18 protein-coding genes and 1 pseudogene are annotated in these 18,062 nt (G+C 71.1%); 15 read left to right on the top strand and 4 right to left on the bottom strand.

From position 1 onward, the window contains the following. Nucleotides 1-119 precede the first annotated feature (119 nt). The 7 genes from AB0K11_RS00605 (at nucleotide 120) to AB0K11_RS00575 (ending at nucleotide 6,101) form a co-directional block, all read left to right on the top strand. On the top strand, nucleotides 120-866 hold the full coding sequence (locus AB0K11_RS00605; protein WP_364971427.1) for a hypothetical protein: 747 nt from the start codon (nucleotides 120-122) through the stop codon (nucleotides 864-866). After that, a complete protein-coding gene (locus AB0K11_RS00600; protein WP_364971426.1) occupies nucleotides 818-1,666 on the top strand; it encodes an ABC transporter ATP-binding protein in 849 nt (282 codons plus the stop codon). The genes AB0K11_RS00605 and AB0K11_RS00600 overlap by 49 nt, the downstream gene beginning before the upstream one ends. After that, entirely contained in the window at nucleotides 1,663-2,493 is an 831-nt protein-coding gene (locus AB0K11_RS00595) for an NUDIX hydrolase (RefSeq protein ID WP_364971425.1), read from the top strand. The genes AB0K11_RS00600 and AB0K11_RS00595 overlap by 4 nt, the downstream gene beginning before the upstream one ends. 2 nt (nucleotides 2,494-2,495) lie before the next feature. Then, nucleotides 2,496-3,173, top strand: a complete 678-nt coding sequence (locus tag AB0K11_RS00590) for an enoyl-CoA hydratase (protein WP_364971424.1) — start codon at nucleotides 2,496-2,498, stop codon at nucleotides 3,171-3,173. A gap of 10 nt (nucleotides 3,174-3,183) precedes the next feature. Further along, entirely contained in the window at nucleotides 3,184-4,158 is a 975-nt protein-coding gene (locus AB0K11_RS00585; protein WP_364971423.1) for a methyltransferase domain-containing protein, read from the top strand. Next, nucleotides 4,092-5,330, top strand: a complete 1,239-nt coding sequence (locus tag AB0K11_RS00580; protein WP_364971422.1) for a class I SAM-dependent methyltransferase — start codon at nucleotides 4,092-4,094, stop codon at nucleotides 5,328-5,330. Before AB0K11_RS00585 ends, AB0K11_RS00580 begins: the two co-directional genes overlap by 67 nt. A gap of 75 nt (nucleotides 5,331-5,405) precedes the next feature. Next, nucleotides 5,406-6,101, top strand: coding sequence for an esterase (locus AB0K11_RS00575; protein ID WP_364971421.1), 696 nt, complete (start codon nucleotides 5,406-5,408; stop codon nucleotides 6,099-6,101). 11 nt (nucleotides 6,102-6,112) lie between these two features. Here the strand turns inward: AB0K11_RS00575 and AB0K11_RS00570 are convergent, their stop codons facing one another. Beyond that, nucleotides 6,113-7,396 (bottom strand): PQQ-binding-like beta-propeller repeat protein, encoded by a 1,284-nt coding sequence (locus AB0K11_RS00570; protein WP_364971420.1) that lies wholly within the window; start codon nucleotides 7,394-7,396, stop codon nucleotides 6,113-6,115. Nucleotides 7,397-7,545: 149 nt separating this feature from the next. Here AB0K11_RS00570 and AB0K11_RS00565 point away from each other — a divergent pair, with 149 nt between their 5' ends. Then, nucleotides 7,546-8,283, top strand: a complete 738-nt coding sequence (locus tag AB0K11_RS00565; protein ID WP_364971419.1) for an acyltransferase — start codon at nucleotides 7,546-7,548, stop codon at nucleotides 8,281-8,283. 19 nt (nucleotides 8,284-8,302) lie between these two features. Here the strand turns inward: AB0K11_RS00565 and AB0K11_RS00560 are convergent, their stop codons facing one another. Genes AB0K11_RS00560 through AB0K11_RS00550 form a run of 3 tightly spaced genes read right to left on the bottom strand, consistent with a single transcriptional unit; the run spans nucleotide 8,303 to nucleotide 11,926 of the window. Continuing rightward, nucleotides 8,303-9,547: a glycosyltransferase family 4 protein gene (locus AB0K11_RS00560; RefSeq protein ID WP_364971418.1), complete on the bottom strand. Its 1,245-nt coding sequence runs from the start codon at nucleotides 9,545-9,547 to the stop codon at nucleotides 8,303-8,305. A gap of 19 nt (nucleotides 9,548-9,566) precedes the next feature. After that, nucleotides 9,567-11,132: a glycoside hydrolase family 57 protein gene (locus AB0K11_RS00555; RefSeq protein ID WP_364971417.1), complete on the bottom strand. Its 1,566-nt coding sequence runs from the start codon at nucleotides 11,130-11,132 to the stop codon at nucleotides 9,567-9,569. After that, nucleotides 11,129-11,926 (bottom strand): class I SAM-dependent methyltransferase, encoded by a 798-nt coding sequence (locus tag AB0K11_RS00550; protein ID WP_364971416.1) that lies wholly within the window; start codon nucleotides 11,924-11,926, stop codon nucleotides 11,129-11,131. Before AB0K11_RS00550 ends, AB0K11_RS00555 begins: the two co-directional genes overlap by 4 nt. A gap of 216 nt (nucleotides 11,927-12,142) precedes the next feature. Between AB0K11_RS00550 and AB0K11_RS00545 the strand changes: the two genes are divergently transcribed. The 7 genes and pseudogenes from AB0K11_RS00545 (at nucleotide 12,143) to AB0K11_RS00515 (ending at nucleotide 18,054) form a co-directional block, all read left to right on the top strand. Next, complete coding sequence (locus tag AB0K11_RS00545) at nucleotides 12,143-12,934, top strand: electron transfer flavoprotein subunit beta/FixA family protein (protein ID WP_264011976.1); 792 nt, start codon at nucleotides 12,143-12,145, stop codon at nucleotides 12,932-12,934. A 46-nt stretch (nucleotides 12,935-12,980) separates the two neighbouring features. Further along, a complete protein-coding gene (locus tag AB0K11_RS00540; protein WP_264011975.1) occupies nucleotides 12,981-13,937 on the top strand; it encodes an electron transfer flavoprotein subunit alpha/FixB family protein in 957 nt (318 codons plus the stop codon). Between the two features lie 159 nt (nucleotides 13,938-14,096). Then, the gene (locus AB0K11_RS00535; protein ID WP_364971415.1) at nucleotides 14,097-14,852 is read left to right on the top strand and encodes an SDR family oxidoreductase; all 756 of its coding nucleotides are present in this window, start codon (nucleotides 14,097-14,099) and stop codon (nucleotides 14,850-14,852) included. Nucleotide 14,853: 1 nt separating this feature from the next. Continuing rightward, nucleotides 14,854-15,569, top strand: a pseudogene (locus tag AB0K11_RS00530) (SDR family oxidoreductase). An 11-nt stretch (nucleotides 15,570-15,580) separates the two neighbouring features. Continuing rightward, on the top strand, nucleotides 15,581-16,240 hold the full coding sequence (locus AB0K11_RS00525; protein ID WP_364971414.1) for a nitroreductase: 660 nt from the start codon (nucleotides 15,581-15,583) through the stop codon (nucleotides 16,238-16,240). Nucleotides 16,241-16,333: 93 nt separating this feature from the next. After that, nucleotides 16,334-17,167 (top strand): GNAT family N-acyltransferase, encoded by an 834-nt coding sequence (locus AB0K11_RS00520; RefSeq protein WP_364971413.1) that lies wholly within the window; start codon nucleotides 16,334-16,336, stop codon nucleotides 17,165-17,167. After that, nucleotides 17,164-18,054 carry a lysophospholipid acyltransferase family protein gene (locus AB0K11_RS00515; RefSeq protein ID WP_364971412.1) on the top strand — a complete coding sequence of 297 codons (891 nt, stop codon included), beginning with the start codon at nucleotides 17,164-17,166 and terminating at the stop codon, nucleotides 18,052-18,054. The genes AB0K11_RS00520 and AB0K11_RS00515 overlap by 4 nt, the downstream gene beginning before the upstream one ends. The last annotated feature ends 8 nt before the right edge of the window (nucleotides 18,055-18,062 follow it).

Here is an 18,062-nt window from a genome sequence, read left to right as displayed (position 1 = left end):
CGCCTCTCAGATCTGTTCTCATACCGGCCAGTGGGGTCCACCTCGGCCGAACTGGACTCAGATCTTCGACGCATGCGCAGCGAACTGGACGCCATCCGCATCCGCTTTCCCGACCACGCATGACGCGAGTCCGCACGGCGTCGCTGCGCGGCGCCGCACTCCTCGCCGGGCTGCTGGGTTACGGGTTCTCGATGGCCCTGATGGTGCGGGCCGGCCTCGGCCTCGATCCGTGGGACGTGTTCCACCAGGGCCTGGCCGGCCACACCGGGATGTCGTTCGGCCTCGCCACCGCGGTGGTCGGCGTGGCCGTGCTGCTGGCCTGGATCCCGCTGCGCAACCGCCCGGGCGTGGGCACCGTGGCCAACGTGATCGTCATCGCGGTCACCGTCGACGCGGCCCTCGCCGTCCTGCCTGCGCCGGTGTCGATGCCGGTCCGGATCGGCTGGATGGTGACCGCCGTCGTGTTCAACGCGTTCAGCACGGTCCTCTACGTCGGTGCAGGTCTCGGAGCGGGACCCCGGGACGGGCTGATGACCGGGCTGGTCGCGCGCACCGGCCGGTCCGTACGCCTGGTCCGCACCGCGATCGAGATCACGGTGCTGACGGTCGGCTGGCTGCTCGGCGGCACCGTCGGTGTCGGCACCGTCGTCTATGCGTTCGGCATCGGGCCGCTGGTGCAGATGTTCGTGTGGCTGACGCCGAAACGGCTCCTCGCCGTCAGCGGCTGGGCTCCGGTGGTCGTCGCCGATGATTCCGACGGGCGAATCGCCGCGAGGCGGCCGGCGTTGCAGCGGCGGCGCAACACTACGATGGGCGAGTGCCGGAAGAAGACACCGCAGCTGACACGGCCGACCCCGACCTGCTGATCGATTTCGCCCGGGTGACGCTGCGGCGCGGCGGCCGGACGCTCGTCGGACCCGTCACCTGGGCGGTGGAACTCGATGAACGCTGGGTCGTCATCGGGCCGAACGGTGCAGGCAAGACGTCGCTGCTGCGGATCGCGGCCGCCATGGAGTATCCCTCGAGCGGCACCGCCTTCGTGCTGGGCGAACGGCTCGGCCGGGCCGACATGGCCGAGCTGCGCTCACGGGTCGGATTGAGCAGTTCAGCACTGTCGCAACGGGTTCCGGATGACGAGGTGGTTCGCGACCTGGTGGTGTCGGCCGGTTACGCGGTGCTGGGGCGCTGGCGAGAGCGCTACGAGGACGTCGACTATGCCCAAGCGGTCGACATGCTGGAGAGCGTCGGCGCCGAGCATCTCGCCGAACGCCTCTACGGAACGCTGTCCGAAGGGGAGCGCAAGCGGGTGCTCATCGCGCGATCGATGATGACCGACCCCGAACTGCTGCTGCTCGACGAGCCGGCGGCCGGGTTGGACCTCGGCGGGCGCGAGGAACTGGTGGCGCGGCTGGAGGATCTCGCCGCCGACTCCGACGCCCCAGCCATGGTGCTGGTCACCCACCATGTCGAGGAGGTGCCCCGCGGGTTCAGCCATGGCCTGATCCTGTCGGAGGGCCGCGTGGTCGCCTCGGGCCTGTTGACCGACGTGCTCACCGCCGAGAATCTGTCGACGGCGTTCGGCCAGTCGATCGCTCTGGAGAACGTCGACGGCCGCTACTTCGCGCGGCGGACCCGCAGTCGTGCGGCACACAGGAGGCGTGCATGACCGAGGGGTCCCCCGATCCGCTGGTGCCGCGCCCCGCGGCGACAGTGATGCTGATCCGTGACGGGCGCCAGGGCGAACCCATCGAGGTGTTCCTGATGCGCAGGCACTCGGCGATGGACTTCGTGGCCGGGGTGATGGTGTTCCCCGGCGGTGGCGTCGACGAGCGTGACCGCAATGCCGACATCGCCTGGGCCGGCCCCGAGCCGGCCTGGTGGGCCGGCCGGCTCGGCGTGGACACCGACCTGGCCGGAGCGCTGGTGTGCGCCGCGGCCCGCGAGACGTTCGAGGAGTCCGGCGTGCTGTTCGCGGGCGCCGCCGACGATCCCGATGTGCTGGTCGACGACGCCTCGGTGTACCGGGCGCAGCGGCAGGCGCTGGTCGACAGATCGCTGTCCTTCGCCGAATTCCTGAAGTCCGAGAAGCTCGTGCTGCGGGCCGACCTGCTGCGCCCGTGGGCGAACTGGGTGACGCCGAAGGAGGAGCGCACCCGCCGCTACGACACCTACTTCTTCGTGGGCGCGATCCCGCAGGGTCAGCGCGCCGACGGCGACAACACCGAGACCGACCAGGCCGGCTGGATCACCCCCGCCGAGGCGCTGGACGACTTCGCCGCAGGGCGCACGTTCCTGCTGCCGCCGACGTGGACGCAGCTCGACTCGCTGGCCGGCCACACCGTCGCCGAGGTGCTGGCGGTGGAGCGCAGGATCGAGGCCGTCGAGCCGCACCTGGCCGCCCGCGACGGCAACTGGGAGATCGAGTTCTTCGACAGCGACCGCTACAACGCCGCCCGGGACCACCGTGCCCCGCAGGGCTACAGCGGCGACTGAACATGGGGGAGTTCGTCGACGTCGTCCTCAGTGGCCCGGAGAACGGCCCGGCTGACGACCGGCCGGGCGTCGCGACGCTGTGGCTGTCCCGGCCACCGACCAACGCACTGACCCGGCAGATGTACCGGGAGATCGCTGCCGCGGCGGCCGACGCAGGCGCCCGCGACGACGTGCTCGCGGTCATCGTCTTCGGCGGCCACGAGATCTTCTGCGCCGGGGACGACATCCCCGAACTGCGCACCCTCGACCCGGACGAGGCCGCCGCGGCCGCCCGCACCGCCCGGGAGGCCATCGACGCGCTGGCCGCGCTGCCGAAGCCGACGGTCGCCGCGATCACCGGCTATGCGCTGGGCAGTGGCCTGACATTGGCGCTCGCCGCGGACTGGCGGGTCAGCGGGGACAACGCGAAGTTCGGGTCGACGGAGATCCTGGGCGGCCGGTCACCCGATCCGTCCGCCGCCGCCCGGCTGACCCGCGCGGTGGGCGAGAGCAGGGCCAAGGACCTGGTGTTCAGCGGCCGGTTCGTCGGCGCGCCCGAAGCGCACGCACTGGGGCTGATCGACGAGCTGGTGGCCCCCGACCACGTCTACGACGCCGCGCTGGCGTGGGCGCTGCGGTTCGCCGACTATCCGCCGCAGCTGCTGGCCGCCGCGAAAGCCAGCTTCGGGGCCGCCGGTTAGGCTGCCCTGCATGACGAGTACCGATTCGGCTCCGGTCCCGAACCCGCACGCCACGGCAGAGCAGGTCGAGGCCGCCCGCCACGACTCCAAACTCGCCCAGGTGCTGTACCACGACTGGGAGGCCGAGAGCTACGACGACAAGTGGTCGATCTCCTACGACCAGCGCTGCATCGACTACGCCCGTGGCCGGTTCGACGCCATCGTGCCCGCCGAGGAACAGCGCGAACTGCCCTACGACCGCGCGCTGGAGCTCGGCTGCGGTACCGGGTTCTTCCTGCTCAACCTCATCCAGTCGGGTGTGGCACGGCGCGGGTCGGTGACGGACCTCTCGCCCGGCATGGTGAAGGTCGCCACCCGCAACGGCCAGTCACTCGGACTGGACGTCGACGGCCGGGTGGCCGACGCCGAGGGCATCCCGTACGAGGACGACACCTTCGACCTGGTGGTCGGGCACGCGGTGCTGCACCACATCCCCGACGTGGAGCTGTCGCTGCGCGAGGTCGTGCGGGTGCTCAAGCCCGGCGGCCGGTTCGTCTTCGCCGGCGAGCCGACCAGCGTCGGCAACACCTACGCCCGCACGCTGGCCGATCTGACCTGGAAGACCACCGTCGCGGCGATGAAGCTGCCCGGTCTGAGCAGCTGGCGCCGGCCGCAGGAGGAACTCGACGAGAACTCCCGGGCCGCCGCGCTGGAGTGGATCGTCGACCTGCACACCTTCGACCCGGCCGATCTCGAGAAGATGGCCACCAACGCCGGCGCGGTCCAGGTCGAGACGGCCAGCGAGGAGTTCACCGCGGCGATGCTGGGCTGGCCGGTGCGCACGTTCGAGTCGACGGTGCCGCCGGGCAAGCTCGGGTGGGGCTGGGCGAAGTTCGCGTTCAACGGCTGGACCACGCTGAGCTGGGTGGACGCCAACGTGTGGCGCCGCGTCGTGCCGAAGGGCTGGTTCTACAACGTGATGGTCACCGGGGTCAAGCCGTCGTAGCGTTCACCCTCGACGACGTCGAGTACCTGCGGGGCGAAGTCGGCGCGACCGCGCTGCACGAGGTCGCGGCCCGCGAACTGGTCGACAGCACACTCGTGCGCGACATCGCTGCTGTGCGAGCTCGATTCGGTGCGCGGGCGGCTGTGCTGGTGGAGACCGTGCGGCTGCGCAGACGCGCCGCGGCCAAGGTCGGCGACCCGTCGGGCTGGCTGTTCACCGACGAGGCGCTGCAGCAGGCGACGGCCGCCCCGGTGGCCGCGCACCGGGCCAGGCGCCTTCGCGGCGCCCGTGTGCACGACGCCACCTGCTCCATCGGCAGTGAGCTTGTCGCCCTTCGCGATTCGGCCTCGACGGTGATGGGCAGCGACATCGACCCGGTCCGCGTGTCGATGGCCCGGCACAACCTCGGGCAGGGCGGCGCCGACATCCTGGTGTGCCGTGCCGACGCGCTCCGGCCGGTCAGCCGCGACACCGTCGTGCTGCTCGATCCCGCCCGCCGCAGTGCCGGGCGCCGGCGGTTCGACCCTCGCGACTACACGCCGGCGCTCGATGCACTGTTCGACGTGTACCGCGAGCGTGATGTCGTCGTGAAGTGCGCTCCGGGAGTCGATTTCGGCCGGCTGTCCGAGCTGGGATTCGCCGGCGAGGTCGAGGTGACGTCGTTGGCCGGCAGCGTGCGGGAGGCATGTCTGTGGTCGGCCGGGCTGACCGCCGGCGGTGTCACCCGCCGCGCCACCGTGCTGGACCGCGCCGAGGAGATCACCGACACCGAATCCGACGACTGTCCGGTCGGACCCGCGGGCCGGTGGATCGTCGACCCCGATGGCGCAGTGGTGCGCGCCGGGCTGGTGCGGCACTGGGCCGCGCGCCACGGCCTGTGGCAACTCGACCCCGACATCGCCTACCTGTCGGGTGACGCGGTGCCCGAGGGGGTGCGCGGTTTCGAGGTGCTCGACGAGATCGCGTTCAGCGAGCGGCGGCTTCGCGATGCGCTGACGTCGTACGACGTCGGTGCGCTCGAAATCCTGGTCCGCGGCCTCGATGTGGACCCCGATGCGCTGCGACGGCGGCTGCGGCTGCGCGGTTCCGGGCAGCTCGCGGTGGTACTGACCCGACTGGGTTCCGGGACCGCAAGCCGGGCAACGGCGTTCATCTGCCGGCCGGACCGCTGAGGGGACACGTACGCTGACAGGGACGCGCCGGTGGTTCGAACCGGTGTCCGACATCACCTGCGAGGACTACTGACGATGGGTATTGCCAAGATGGCCGCCGTACTGGCGGCCGGTGTCCTGGTCGGCTGGCCGGGCATGGCCGTCGGGGGTGCGCAGTCGGCGTGCGCCGATCTGGGCGGTGCCCTCGACGGCGAGCAGACGTGTCGCGTGCATGCCGCCACCTCGACGTACTCGCTGGACTACAGCTTCCCGGCCGGCTATCCGGACGAGCAGGCGGTCGCGGCCTACCTGACCCAGACCCGGGACGGGTTCGTCAATGTGTCGCAGACGCCCGGCAACCGCGACCTGCCCTACGTGCTCGACGCCAAGGGCACCACCTACCACTCGGGTATGGCGCCGAAGGGGACGCAGAGTCTGGTGTTCGAGGTGTACCAGAACGTCGGCGGCGCCCACCCGAGCACCTGGTTCAAGGCGTTCAACTACAACCTCGACGGACAGCGCCCGGTCACGTTCGACAACTTGTTCAAGCCCGGAACGCTGCCGCTGGACACGATCTACCCGATCGTCCAGCGCGAGGTGCAGCGCCAGCTCGGCCCCGACGTGGCGATCGCCCCTGAGAACGGAATGAACGCCGACAACTACCAGAACTTCGCGATCTCCGACGACGCGGTGGTGTTCTTCTTCGGGCAGGGGGAGTTGATGGCCAGCGCCGCCGGGGCGAACCAGGTGTCCGTCCCGCGGGCCGCCATAGCTCAGATGCTGGCGGTCTAGCGGCTGGCTGATCAGGCCGGCGCGAACCCGTAGACCTGACCGTCGCTGGTGGCGGTGACGATGCGGCCGTCGTGGGCGATCGACACGCCGACCGGCCACCCGGTGGCCTCCGGCACCGGGTAGCTGTTCACCGTGCGGCCGTCGCCGGTGTCGAGGACCAGCAGCGTCTGCCCGCGTTCGCCGTCGGGAACCACCGTGTAGGCGAGCGCACCGGCCCGGCTGGCGGTGGTCAGTGGCGCCACGTCGTCGCGGGTCCAGGCCACCTCGCCGCGGTCACCCTGGTCGCGGACCGCCAGCAGCCGGGCGCCAGGGCCGCCGCCGGTGAGGATCAACCCGTCGGGGGACACCGACGGCGGGGTCTGCGCGAGGTACCCCAGCGGCACCGACCACTTGGCGGTGCCGTCGGCGGTGTCGAGCGCCCACAGCCGCGAATCTCGGCCGTTGACGTAGACGGTGGCGCCGTCGGCCGACAGTACGGGGCTGGCCAGCGGCCCGCGGCCCACCGCGTCGCTGGTCCACTCGCGGGTCAGCAGCGGGCGCTGCCCGGCGCGGTAGCGCAGTCCGACGACCACGGGCGCGTCGGCGCCGGGCTCCCACAGCGTCAGCACCACGATGCCGGTTTCCGCGGAGAATGCCGGAGCCGCCGCCACCGGGCAGCCGCGCCGCGCGGTGCGGCAGTCGGCGAGGCCGCGCACCGAATCGGTGGGATCGACCCCTGCGACCAGGTCAAGCGGCGCGCCCTCCACGGACCCGCGGTGCCCGTCGAACGTCAGCACCTGGCCGAGGTGCGTCACCACCAGCAGCTGTCCGTCGGTGAGCAGGCGCGGGGTGGTCGGCATGCCGATGACGGGCTGGCGCCAGCGGATCCACTGCGTCGGCGGGAAGGACAGGATGGCGCCGGGCTGGCCGACGTAGAGGTTGTCGAACCCGTCCAGCAGCGGACTGGCGCCGCCTCCGCCCTGTACCAGGCGCGTGCACCAGCGCTGCCGGGCGAGGTTGTCGAACTCCCACACCATCAGCGAGCAGCCCGCCGGTGTCTGCGCGTTGGCGGCCAGGTAGCTGCCCGAGCCGAGGACGACGGCGGCACCGAGGTCGCCCTTGACCGACCGGGTCCACTCCAGTGCCAGCGCTCCCGGCCCGGCGTCGGCGGTGTAGCTGCTGTTCGCGGCGTCGCCGTACTGCGCGGACCACCCGGTGGCGGCCTTGGACTCGACCCAGCCGTCGGTGTCTCCGCAACCGGCGAGCACGCCCGCGAGCAGCGCCGTCACCACCAGCACGGTCAGTCGCCGGTACACAGTGCTCCGTCAGTCCTCTCGTCCGGGCGTGATGCGCGGCCCAGGTGAGGGTAACCCGGTGCGGCGGCGGTCCGGCCACCCGGCAAGCCGGACCCGGCGATGTGGCGGCCCCTGAATCCAGACCTGGTGCTCGCGTAGGCTTTGCGGCCATGACGACGATGTGGGGTGCGCCGTTGCACAAGCGCTGGCGCGGCTCGCGGCTGAGCGATCCGCGTCAGGCGAACTTCCTCACCGTGGCCTCGCTGAAGTGGGTGCTGGCCAATAAGGCGTACACGCCGTGGTACCTGGTCCGCTACTGGCGGCTGTTGAAGTTCAAGCTGCGCAACCCGCACATCATCACCCGCGGCATGGTGTTCCTGGGCAAGGGCGTGGAGATCGAGGCGACGCCGGAGCTGTCCACGATGGAGATCGGCCGCTGGGTGCACATCGGGGACAAGAACACGATCCGCTGCCACGAGGGGTCGCTGCGCATCGGTGACAAGGTGGTGCTGGGCCGCGACAACGTGATCAACACCTACCTCGACATCGAGCTGGGCGATTCGGTGCTGATGGCCGACTGGTGCTACATCTGCGACTTCGATCACCGGATGGACAACATCGACCTGCCGATCAAGGACCAGGGCATCGTCAAGGGCCCGGTGCGCATCGGGCCGGACACCTGGGTCGGCGTCAAGGTCACCGTGCTGCGCAACACCACCGTCGGGCGCGGCTGTGTGCTGGGTTCGCACGCGGTGGTCAGGGGCGACGTCCCGGACTTCTCGATCGCCGTCGGTGCGCCGGCGAAGGTGGTCAAGAACCGCAAGCTGGCCTGGGAGACCTCGGCCGCCCAGCGCGCTGAACTCGCCGCGGCGCTGGCCGACATCGAACGCAAGAAAGCCGCCCGCTGACCCGAGAGTACTTGCGACCTCAGCGGCCGGGCAGGGCGTGCTCGACCGTGGGCCGACGCGGATGCGGTTCGCGCTCACCGCGTTTGGCCGCCAGATAGACCTGTGCGGTGTCGGCGGCGACGGTGTGCCAGTCGAAATCGGACGTGAGTCGGTCGCGGGCGGCGACGGCATGGCGCTGCGCCGCTTCCGGATCGTCGAGTACCGCGATGACGGCGGCCGCGAGCCCGGCGACGTCACGCGGAGCGCATGACCTCCCGGTCTCACCGTCGATGACGGCCTCGCCCAGTCCGCCCACATTCGTGGTCACCAGTGGGGTGCCGGTGGCCGCGGCCTCGAGTGCGACGATGCCGAACGGCTCGTAGTGACTCGGCAGCACCGCCGCGTCGGCGGTGTGCAGCATCGCCACCAGGTCGTCGTGCCCGAGCCGTCCGACGAATCGGGTGGCCTTGCGCACCTTGTGCTTTCGCGTCTGGTCGACGAGCCACTGCTCCTGGGTGCCGTCGCCGGCGACCGTCAGGGTGGTGCCGGGATGCGCGCGCCGGATGCGTGGCAGCGCCGCGATGGCGTCGTGGATGCCCTTCTCGTACTCCAATCTGCCGACGAACAGCAGGTGCGGGGCACCGTGGCGGACACGCCGGGGCGCGTACGGCCAGAGGCCGGCGTCGATGCCGTTGCGGATCACCCTCACCTCGGCGAGACCGGGCCCGAACAACTCGGTGATCTCGTCACTCATCGACGCCGAACACGTGATGAGCGAATCGGATTCGTGCACCAACCACGATTCGAGCGCGTGCACCTGGCGGCTGATCGCACCCGACACCCAGCCCGAGTGCCTGCCCGCCTCGGTGGCGTGGATGGTGGAGACGAGCGGCACGTCGAAGAACTCGGCGAGGGCGATGGCCGGATGCGCCACCAGCCAGTCGTGCGCGTGCACGATGTCGGGCCGCCACGGCGCGCCGTCGGCGGTGCTGCGCAGCGTCAAGCCCGAGCGGACCATCGAATGCCCCATCGCGAGGACCCAGGCCATCATGTCGGTGCCGAAGTCGAAGTCGTGCGGATCCTGCGCGGCGGCCACGACGCGCACACCCTCGCTGTACTCGTCGGTCGACGGGTGGGTGCTGGGATCGGTGCCGGTGGGCCGCCTGCTCAGCACGACGACCTCGTGACCGGCCTCGGCCAGCGCGGTCGCGAGGTGGTGGACGTGGCGGCCGAGTCCGCCGATGACCACCGGCGGGTACTCCCACGACACCATCAACACCTTCACGGGCGTGACCGGGCCCGGCTCATCGCGGCAGCCGCCGGGCATCGAGGGCGCCGAACAGGCCGTCGGCGCGGTTCCAGCCCTCGGCGAGCCGTTGTGCGGTGTCGCGGCGGCCGGCGGCCAGCGCCCCGGCGATCTCCCGGGTGGCGTGGGCGTGCAGGTGGGCGCGGTAGCGCGCATAGTCGGCGGCCGAGTCCTTGCTCACCATGAACGGCCAGTCGCTGGACACCGTGAGCAGGGTCTCGCGCAGGATCTGGTCGGCGACGTGGTCGCGCGCGGTCGGCGATCCGACGGCTGAGGTCTGAGCGAGCGCCTTGTCGACGGTGCTGAGCGCGGTCTCGGTCACCTCGCTGTTGAGCTGCACCAGGTCGGCGACCTGCTCGCCCGCCCACACCTGCCAGTCTTTGCCCGAACCCCATGAGCTGGGCGGCAATTCGACCGGATCGCCGACGAAGCCGCCGGCGACGGCGTCGGACAGGGTGCCGACGCGCACGCCGGCTTCCGGAAGCGCGCGCAGCACCCGGGCCAGCCACTCCGGGCCCTCGTACCACCAGTGCCCGAACAGCTCGGTGTCGAAGGCGGCCACGACGTGCGCGGGCCTGCCGATCCGCTCGCTCTCGGAGATGAGCCGCCGCCGCACGGTGTCGACGAAGTCGGCGACATGTCCGTCGACGGCGGCATCGGCGCGATGCGGGTCGTACGGCGCCTTGTCCTCGGACGCGACGTTGCGCCCGGTGACGCGGGCCGGTTTGAGGCCGGTGACGTGGTCGTGGGTGTGGAAGTCGCGGTAGGCGCCATGGCCCGGGTAGCCGGACTTCGGTGACCACACCCGGTAGCTGACCTGCAGGTCACGGCCGAACGCGACGACGTCGGCGGCACCGACGGGGCGGCCCAGCGCCGTGTCCCCGTGCAGCGACGGTCCGTCGACCATGAAGTGCCCGACGCCCGCGGCGGCGTACTCGGTCTCCATGCCGGGCGCGTAGGCGCACTCCGGCGCCCAGATGCCCGTGGGGACGTGGGCGAAGCGCTGCCCGGCGTCGGCCAGGCCCTCGCGCAGCGCGAACTCCCGCAGCCGCGGGTTGAGCAGCGGCTGGAACGGGTGCGACAGCGGCCCGCCCAGCAGTTCGATGGCGTCGGCGTCGATCAGTTCACGCAGCAGCGGGCTGCCGCCGTGGCGCCACAGCGTGGTGAAGTCCTCGAGTGCCTGGTTCGCCGCCCGGTGTTCGTGCGCACCGAATGCGCGCAACGCCTCCGGTGCCGAGGCGGCGCCGGTGGCGTTCGACGTGCGCAGGGTCGCGGCCTCGAGTGCCCGCAGCTCCCAGTTGGCCAGCCAGTGGTGCATACCGGTCAGGCAGTACGGGTCGTCGAGTTGCGCGGTCACCACCGGCGTCATCCCGAGGGTGAGCAGGTGCCCGCGTCCCTCGGCGGCCAGCGTGCGCAGGACGCGCATCAACGGGAGATAGGCCGCCGACCACGACTGGTAGAGCCATTCCTCGCCGACCGGCCAGCGACCGTGATGGGCCAGCCACGGCAGGTGGGTGTGCAGGACGAGGGTGAAGAGCCCGGGTACCGGCGCCGAATCCGTCACGGCCGCACCGCGATCGCCACCAGGTCGAGACTGTCGTCGATCGGGCGCTCGGCGGCGGGCGTCAGGTCGAAGTCGTCGACGGTGACCGCGGCGACGTCGGCCAGCAGGTCGGCCGGCCACGGCGCGTCGGCCACCGCGCGGGCGATCTGCGCGTCGATGATGGAGCCCCCGTGCCGCGCGTCGAGTTCGACGAGGCCGGGGCCGTGGAAGACGCCGAGCATCGCCTCGAGGGCGAAGCCGGCGCCGGTCAGCAGTTCGGTCAGCTCGTCGGCGTTCAGCTCACGGGTGTGGAACGGGTTGACCGGGGTGTCGCGCCCGGGGGTGAACGTGATCCGGTTGGGCGTCGACATCAGCAGCACGCCGGACGGGCGGAGCACCCGCAGGCATTCGGCGACGAACTGCGGCTGGTCCCACAGGTGTTCGATCACCTGGAAGTTCACCACCACGTCGACGGACGCGTCGGGCAGCGGGAGTGCGGCGAGGTTGCCGTGGTGCATCTCGATGCGGGGGTAGCGGGCGCGCACGTGCGCGACGGTGGCCTCGTCGTAGTCCAGGCCGATGACCCGGCGCGCCACGTCGGCGATCAGATCGGCGCCGTAGCCCTCCCCGCAGCCGGCCTCGAGCACGTCGCGATCGGCGCAGCGCTCGGCCAGCCGGCGGTAGACGACCTCGTGCCTGCGGAACCAGTAGTTCTCCTCGGCCAGTCCGGGGATGGTCCGCTCGCCGGTCAGCGGCAGGGCAGGGGGTGTCCGGCCAGGGCCGTCCCCGACCGCCCCCGTCAGGAATGCGCTCATCGGAAGGCAGGCTAACCCAGGCGAAGCGCCGATGGCCGATTCGCGAACAGTTCCTCCACGCCGCCCCTGCTTAGGGGAGGTCAGCGCGCAAACTTCGACCAGCTATGGTGTCAGTACGGCCACCACAAGTTACCGACGGGTAACATGGTGGCAGTTGCTTGAAACGTGGTAATAAGGCCGGCCCATCGGCCTCACCGAGGAGGACGAACCAGAGTCATGACGAACATCGTGGTCCTGATCAAACAGGTCCCTGACACGTGGTCCGAGCGAAAGCTGTCCGACGGCGATTACACGCTCGACCGGGAGGCCGCCGACGCCGTGCTCGACGAGATCAACGAGCGTGCGGTCGAAGAAGCGCTGCTGATCAAGGAGCGCCAGGGTGACGACAGCACGGTCACCGTGCTGACCGCCGGTCCGGAGCGCGCCACCGAGGCCATCCGCAAGGCGCTGTCGATGGGCGCCGACAAGGCGGTCCACCTCGTCGACGAGCAGCTGCACGGCTCCGACATGGTCCAGACGGGCTGGGCGCTGGCCCGCGCGCTGGGCACCATCGAGGGCGCCGAGCTGGTCATCGCGGGCAACGAGGCCACCGACGGCACCGGCGGCGCTGTCCCGGCGATCATCGCCGAGTACCTGGGCCTGCCCCAGCTCACGCACGTGCGGAAGCTGAGCGTCGAGGACGGCAAGGTCACCGGCGAGCGGGAGACCGACGACGGCGTGTTCACGCTCGAGGCGTCGCTGCCCGCCGTGGTGAGCGTGAACGAGAAGATCAACGAGCCGCGCTTCCCGTCCTTCAAGGGGATCATGGCCGCGAAGAAGAAGGAAGTGGTCAAGCTCACACTGGCCGAGATCGGTGTCGAGGCCGACGAGGTCGGCGTCGCCAATGCCGGTTCCAAGGTGCTGTCGTCGACCCCCAAGCCGCCGAAGACGGCCGGCGAGAAGGTCACCGACGAGGGCGAGGGCGGCGCGAAGGTCGCCGAGTACCTCGTGGCCCAGAAGATCATCTAGCCGCGACCCGACCCAGACATCCCTAGAAGAGGCGAAAGACAAACCCATGGCTGAAGTACTCGTGTTCGTCGAACACGCCGAAGGTGCCCTGAAGAAGGTCACCTCCGAACTGATCACCGCCGCTCGTGTGCTCGGTGAGCCCTCCGCCGTCGTGGTGGGCAAGCCCGGCACCGCCGAGCCGCTCGTCGACGGGCTCAAGGCCGCCGGCGCCGCGAAGATCTACGTCGCCGAGTCCGACGACGCGGAGAACTACCTGATCACCCCGCAGGTCGATGTGCTGGCATCGCTGGTGGAGTCGGCGTCGCCGGCCGCCGTGCTGCTGTCGTCGAACGCCGACGGCAAGGAGATCGCGGGCCGGCTCGCCGCCCGCATCGGATCCGGTGTGCTGACCGACGTCGTCGAGGTCAAGGAGGGTGGCGTGGCCATCCACTCGATCTTCGGTGGCGCGTTCACCGTCGAGGCGGAGTCCACCGGCGAGCTGCCGGTGATCACGCTGCGCGCCGGCTCGCTCGACGCCGAGCCGTCCGACGGCGCAGGCGAGGTCGTCAACGTCGAGGTGCCGGAGCAGGCCGAGAACGCCACCAGGATCACCGCGCGGGAGCCCGCGGTGGCCGGTGACCGTCCCGAGCTCGCCGAGGCCACCGTCGTGGTGTCCGGCGGCCGCGGGGTCGGCAGCGCCGAGAACTTCAACGTGGTGGAGGAGCTGGCCGACGCGCTCGGCGGCGCCGTCGGTGCCTCGCGTGCCGCGGTCGACTCCGGCTACTACCCGGGCCAGTTCCAGGTCGGCCAGACCGGCAAGACCGTGTCGCCGCAGCTGTACATCGCGCTCGGCATCTCCGGAGCGATCCAGCACCGCGCCGGCATGCAGACGTCGAAGACGATCATCGCGGTGAACAAGGACGAGGAGGCGCCGATCTTCGAGATCGCCGACCTCGGCATCGTCGGCGACCTGTTCAAGGTCACCCCGCAGCTGACCGAGAAGGTGAAGGCCCGCAAGGGCTGACCTCTGGTCGACGCACACGCTCAACCGGAACCCCGGCGCCCTGCGGCGCCGGGGTTCCGTCTTTTCCGCAGTCGGGAAAGAACCACGGATTCTCCAGGGGGCGACCGATGCCACGGGGCGACGATGCTGAGGGCAGGTCAACCGAGGAGGGTTCAGAAGATGACGAACAGCGCGCGGATCACGGTCATGGGCGCCACCGGGCAGGTGGGCGCGAAGGTGGTCGAACTGCTCCAGAACGCGGGCCACCAGGTGGTCGCGGCGTCCCGCTCGACGGGCGCCGACGTGCTCACCGGTGCGGGCCTCGCCGACGCCCTGGCCGGCGCCGACATCCTGATCGACGTCACGAATTCGCCCTCGTTCGACGACGAGCCGGTGCTGGACTTCTTCACCAGGTCGACGGCGAACCTGACCGCGGCGGCCGCCGACGCGGGCGTCGGGCACTACGTGGCGCTGTCCATCGTGGGCGCCGACGGGCTGCCCGAGAGCGGTTACATGCGGGCGAAGGTGGTGCAGGAGCGCACGATCGTCGGATCCGGCCTGCCGTACACGATCGTGCGGGCCACCCAGTTCCACGAATTCGCCGAGGTGATCACCGGATCACTGATCGTCGACGGCGAGGTGCGCGCCCCTGACGCGTTGATCCAGCCGATCGCCGTCTCCGACGTCGCCGAGCAGGTCGCCCGCGTCGCACAGGATCCTCCGCGGGGCGGCATCGTGAACATCGGCGGCCCGGAGAAGATGTCGTTCGCCGACCTGGCCCGCGCGGTGGTGCAGCGGCAGGGCGGCGGACAGCGTGTGGTGGTCGATCCGCAGGCCACCTACTTCGGCACACCGGTGCACGCCGACAGCCTGGTCACCGGCGATGACGGCATCCTGGCCGGCACCCGGTTCGGCGACTGGTCGGCGGGTCGCTGACATGGAACTCACCGGTCAGTCCGCATTGGTCACCGGCGGCACCGCAGGCATCGGCCTGGAGATTGCCAGGCTCCTCGCCCGAGAAGGTGCGGCGGTGACCGTCACCGGCCGCAACGCCGTCCGCGGCGAGCAGGCGGCCGCCGCACTCGGCGTGCGGTTCATCGAGGCCGACCTCGCCGACCTGGCGTCGGTCGAATCGCTGGCACGCCGATGCGGCGACGTCGACATCCTGGTCAACAACGCGGCCAGTTTCCCCGGCGCGCTGACGGTCGACCAGGACGTGGCGTCGTTCGAGACGACGTTCGACACCAATGTGCGCGGCGCGTACTTCCTGGTGGCCGCGATAGTGCCGGGCATGATCGCCCGCGGCGGAGGCAGCATCGTCAACGTCACCTCGATGGTGGCGTTCAAGGGTGTGCCGGGTGCGTCCACCTACAGCGCCTCGAAGGCCGCGCAGGAATCGCTGACCGCACCTGGGCCGCCGAATTCGGGCCGACGGGCATCCGGGTGAACAGCGTCGCACCGGGACCGACCGCCACCGAAGGCGTCTACGCCGAATGGGGCGACACCAACGACGAACTCGGCCGGACGCTGCCGCTGGGCCGGACCGCCCGGCCGGCGGAGATCGCCGAGGCGGTGCTGTTCCTCGCCTCGCCGAGAGCGAGCTTCGTCACCGGATCGACGCTGCACGCCGACGGCGGCGGCGCGGCGGCCTGAAGGGAGACGGGATGACCGGCCTCGACGAGGTGGTGCGGGCGCGTCGCTCCAACCGGATGTTCTTGCCCGACAGGCCTGTTCCGCGCGCGCTGCTCGACGAGGCACTGGAGCTGGCGATGCGGGCGCCGTCGAACTCCAACACCCAGCCGTGGCAGCTGTTCCTCGCCACGGGCGATCGCCGGGCGCGGCTGGTCGCGGCCCTGCTCGCCGCCGTCGACACGACGCCGCCCGCGCTGGCCTCGGCCGGCCTGCCGCCGAAGTTCGCGTACCGGCGGATGCAGAGCGGCGCCCTGGTGTACGGCGCGATGGGCATCGAGCGGGACGACCGGGAGGGCCGGTGGAACGCCCAGCGGCGCAACTGGGAGTTCTTCGGCGCGCCGGTGGCCGGGGTGGTGTGCATGCACCGCGACTTCGGTGCGGTGGACGCACTCGGGGTGGGGATGTTCCTGCAGACGCTGCTGCTGGCGCTCACCGAGCGCGGCGTCGGCACCTGTGTGCAGGTGTCGATCGCGCTGTATCCGGAGGTGGTGCGGGAGCACCTGGAGATCGACGACGACCTGACGGTGCTGTGCGGCCTGTCGATCGGCTACCCGGATCCCGCTTCTCCGGTCAACCACCTCGTCATGCCCCGGAACCCGGTGAGCGAGAACGTGGTGATCCTCGACTCCTGAGAGCGCCGCCGACCACAGTTCGTCATCCAGCGCTCACGGACACGTCATGCACACGACGCCGTCCCGAGACCCGGCTAGGCGAGCGTGCTGACCATGAGCACTGCAGCTGTACTCATCGCCGCCGATCAACAGACCACCTCGCTGAACGTCCCGCGGTATTCACTCCTGCTGTCCACCGACTCCGACCTGATCGAGGCCGCCCAGCGGCTGCGTCACGACGTGTTCACCTCCGAGCCGGGCTTCGCGCTGGCCGGCGCCACCGACGGCCGCGACGCCGACCGCTTCGACGAGTACTGCGATCACCTGCTGGTCCGCGAGGAGGAGTCTGGTCAGCTCGTCGGCTGCTACCGGATGCTGCCACCCCCGGGCGCCATCGCCGCCGGCGGTCTCTACACCGCAACGGAATTCGACGTCGGCGCGCTCGATGCGCTGCGGCCGTCGCTGGTGGAGATGGGGCGCGCGGTGGTGCGCGAGGACCACCGCAACGGCGGCGTGGTACTGCTGATGTGGGCGGGCATCCTGGCCTACCTGGACCGCTGCGGATACGACTACGTCACCGGCTGCGTGTCCGTCCCGACGCACACAGACGGTGGCGCGCCGGGCAGCCAGGTCCGCGGGGTGCGCGACTTCGTCCGGCGCAGGCACGCCGCCCCGGAGCAGTTCACCGTGCACCCGTACCGCCCGGTGGTGCTCGACGGGCGCGGACTCGACGACATCGAACCCCCGGACCGCCTGGCCGTTCCCGGTCTGATGCGCGGCTACCTGCGCCTGGGTGCGCGGATCTGCGGCGATCCCGCCCACGATCCGGACTTCGGCGTCGGCGACTTCCCGGCGCTGCTCGACAAGCGTCAGGCCGACACCCGGTACCTCAAACGCCTCCGGTCGGTCTCGGCCGCGTCGACGATGGCCGAAGGGGTGACCCGATGACCGGCCTGGGCGCCGCGTCGGCACCCGGCCCGCAGCCGTCCCCCGTGGCCGACCACCCCTGGCTGCCCCGGGCCTCCTGCAATTCCGGTTGTGTCAGCGCCGGCGTCGGGCAGCCGAGCCGGCCCGTCCTGGTGCGACTGCGCACCGCGCTCCGGCTGACCATGGCCCTGCTGTTGGCGCCTGCGCTGCCGCTGCTCGCGGTGCCGCTGCCCGGCCGCACACACGTCCAGCGGGCCTACTGCAGGCTGATGCTGCGCTGTCTGGGCGTGCGGATCACCGTGTCGGGCGGGCCGATCCGCAACCTGCGCGGCGTGCTCGTGGTGAGCGGGCACGTGTCGTGGCTGGACATCTTCGCGATCGGGGCCGTGCTGCCAGGGTCGTTCGTCGCGCGGGCGGACCTGGTCGAGTGGCCCGCCATCGGGCGGCTCGCTCGCATGGTGAAGGTCATTCCGATCGACCGGGCCAGCCTGCGCCGCCTGCCTGCCGTGGTGGCCGCCGTCGCCGACCGGTTGCGGGCCGGCCACACCGTGGTGGCGTTCCCCGAGGGCACCACCTGGTGCGGGCTGGGCTACGGCCGATTCCGCCCCGCGATGTTCCAGGCCGCGGTGGACGCGGGCAGGCCGGTGCAACCGCTGCGGCTGAACTACCACCACCGCGACGGCAGGCCGTCGACGGTGCCCGCCTTCGTCGGCGACGACACCCTGCTGGAGTCGCTGCGCCGGGTGACCGGCGCACGCCTGACGATCTGCCACATCGAGGTCGCGTCGCTGCAACTGCCCGGCGACGACCGCCGCGACCTCGCCGCACGCTGCGAGGCGCTGGTCCGCGGGCAGGACCGGCCTGCGGTGTCCGCCACACCGGCGTCCGTGCACGCCCTGGCGGCCTGACCAGGCGA

The organism is Mycobacterium sp. NPDC050551, assembly GCF_040674075.1.
Taxonomy (GTDB): Bacteria; Actinomycetota; Actinomycetes; order Mycobacteriales; family Mycobacteriaceae; genus Mycobacterium.
The sequence above is the reverse complement of the archived record's forward strand: the minus strand, read 5'-3'. Positions and strand labels throughout refer to the sequence as shown.

Bases quoted from the DNA above. Each gene is read 5' to 3' on its own strand.
- AB0K11_RS00605 (WP_364971427.1), top strand. From the start codon at position 120: ATGACGCGAGTCCGCACGGCGTCGCTGCGCGGCGCCGCACTCCTCGCC.
- AB0K11_RS00595 (WP_364971425.1), top strand. From the start codon at position 1,663: ATGACCGAGGGGTCCCCCGATCCGCTGGTGCCGCGCCCCGCGGCGACA.
- AB0K11_RS00590 (WP_364971424.1), top strand. From the start codon at position 2,496: ATGGGGGAGTTCGTCGACGTCGTCCTCAGTGGCCCGGAGAACGGCCCG.
- AB0K11_RS00585 (WP_364971423.1), top strand. From the start codon at position 3,184: ATGACGAGTACCGATTCGGCTCCGGTCCCGAACCCGCACGCCACGGCA.
- AB0K11_RS00575 (WP_364971421.1), top strand. From the start codon at position 5,406: ATGGGTATTGCCAAGATGGCCGCCGTACTGGCGGCCGGTGTCCTGGTC.
- AB0K11_RS00565 (WP_364971419.1), top strand. From the start codon at position 7,546: ATGACGACGATGTGGGGTGCGCCGTTGCACAAGCGCTGGCGCGGCTCG.
- AB0K11_RS00550 (WP_364971416.1), bottom strand. From the start codon at position 11,926: ATGAGCGCATTCCTGACGGGGGCGGTCGGGGACGGCCCTGGCCGGACA.
- AB0K11_RS00545 (WP_264011976.1), top strand. From the start codon at position 12,143: ATGACGAACATCGTGGTCCTGATCAAACAGGTCCCTGACACGTGGTCC.
- AB0K11_RS00540 (WP_264011975.1), top strand. From the start codon at position 12,981: ATGGCTGAAGTACTCGTGTTCGTCGAACACGCCGAAGGTGCCCTGAAG.
- AB0K11_RS00535 (WP_364971415.1), top strand. From the start codon at position 14,097: ATGACGAACAGCGCGCGGATCACGGTCATGGGCGCCACCGGGCAGGTG.
- AB0K11_RS00525 (WP_364971414.1), top strand. From the start codon at position 15,581: ATGACCGGCCTCGACGAGGTGGTGCGGGCGCGTCGCTCCAACCGGATG.
- AB0K11_RS00520 (WP_364971413.1), top strand. From the start codon at position 16,334: ATGAGCACTGCAGCTGTACTCATCGCCGCCGATCAACAGACCACCTCG.
- AB0K11_RS00515 (WP_364971412.1), top strand. From the start codon at position 17,164: ATGACCGGCCTGGGCGCCGCGTCGGCACCCGGCCCGCAGCCGTCCCCC.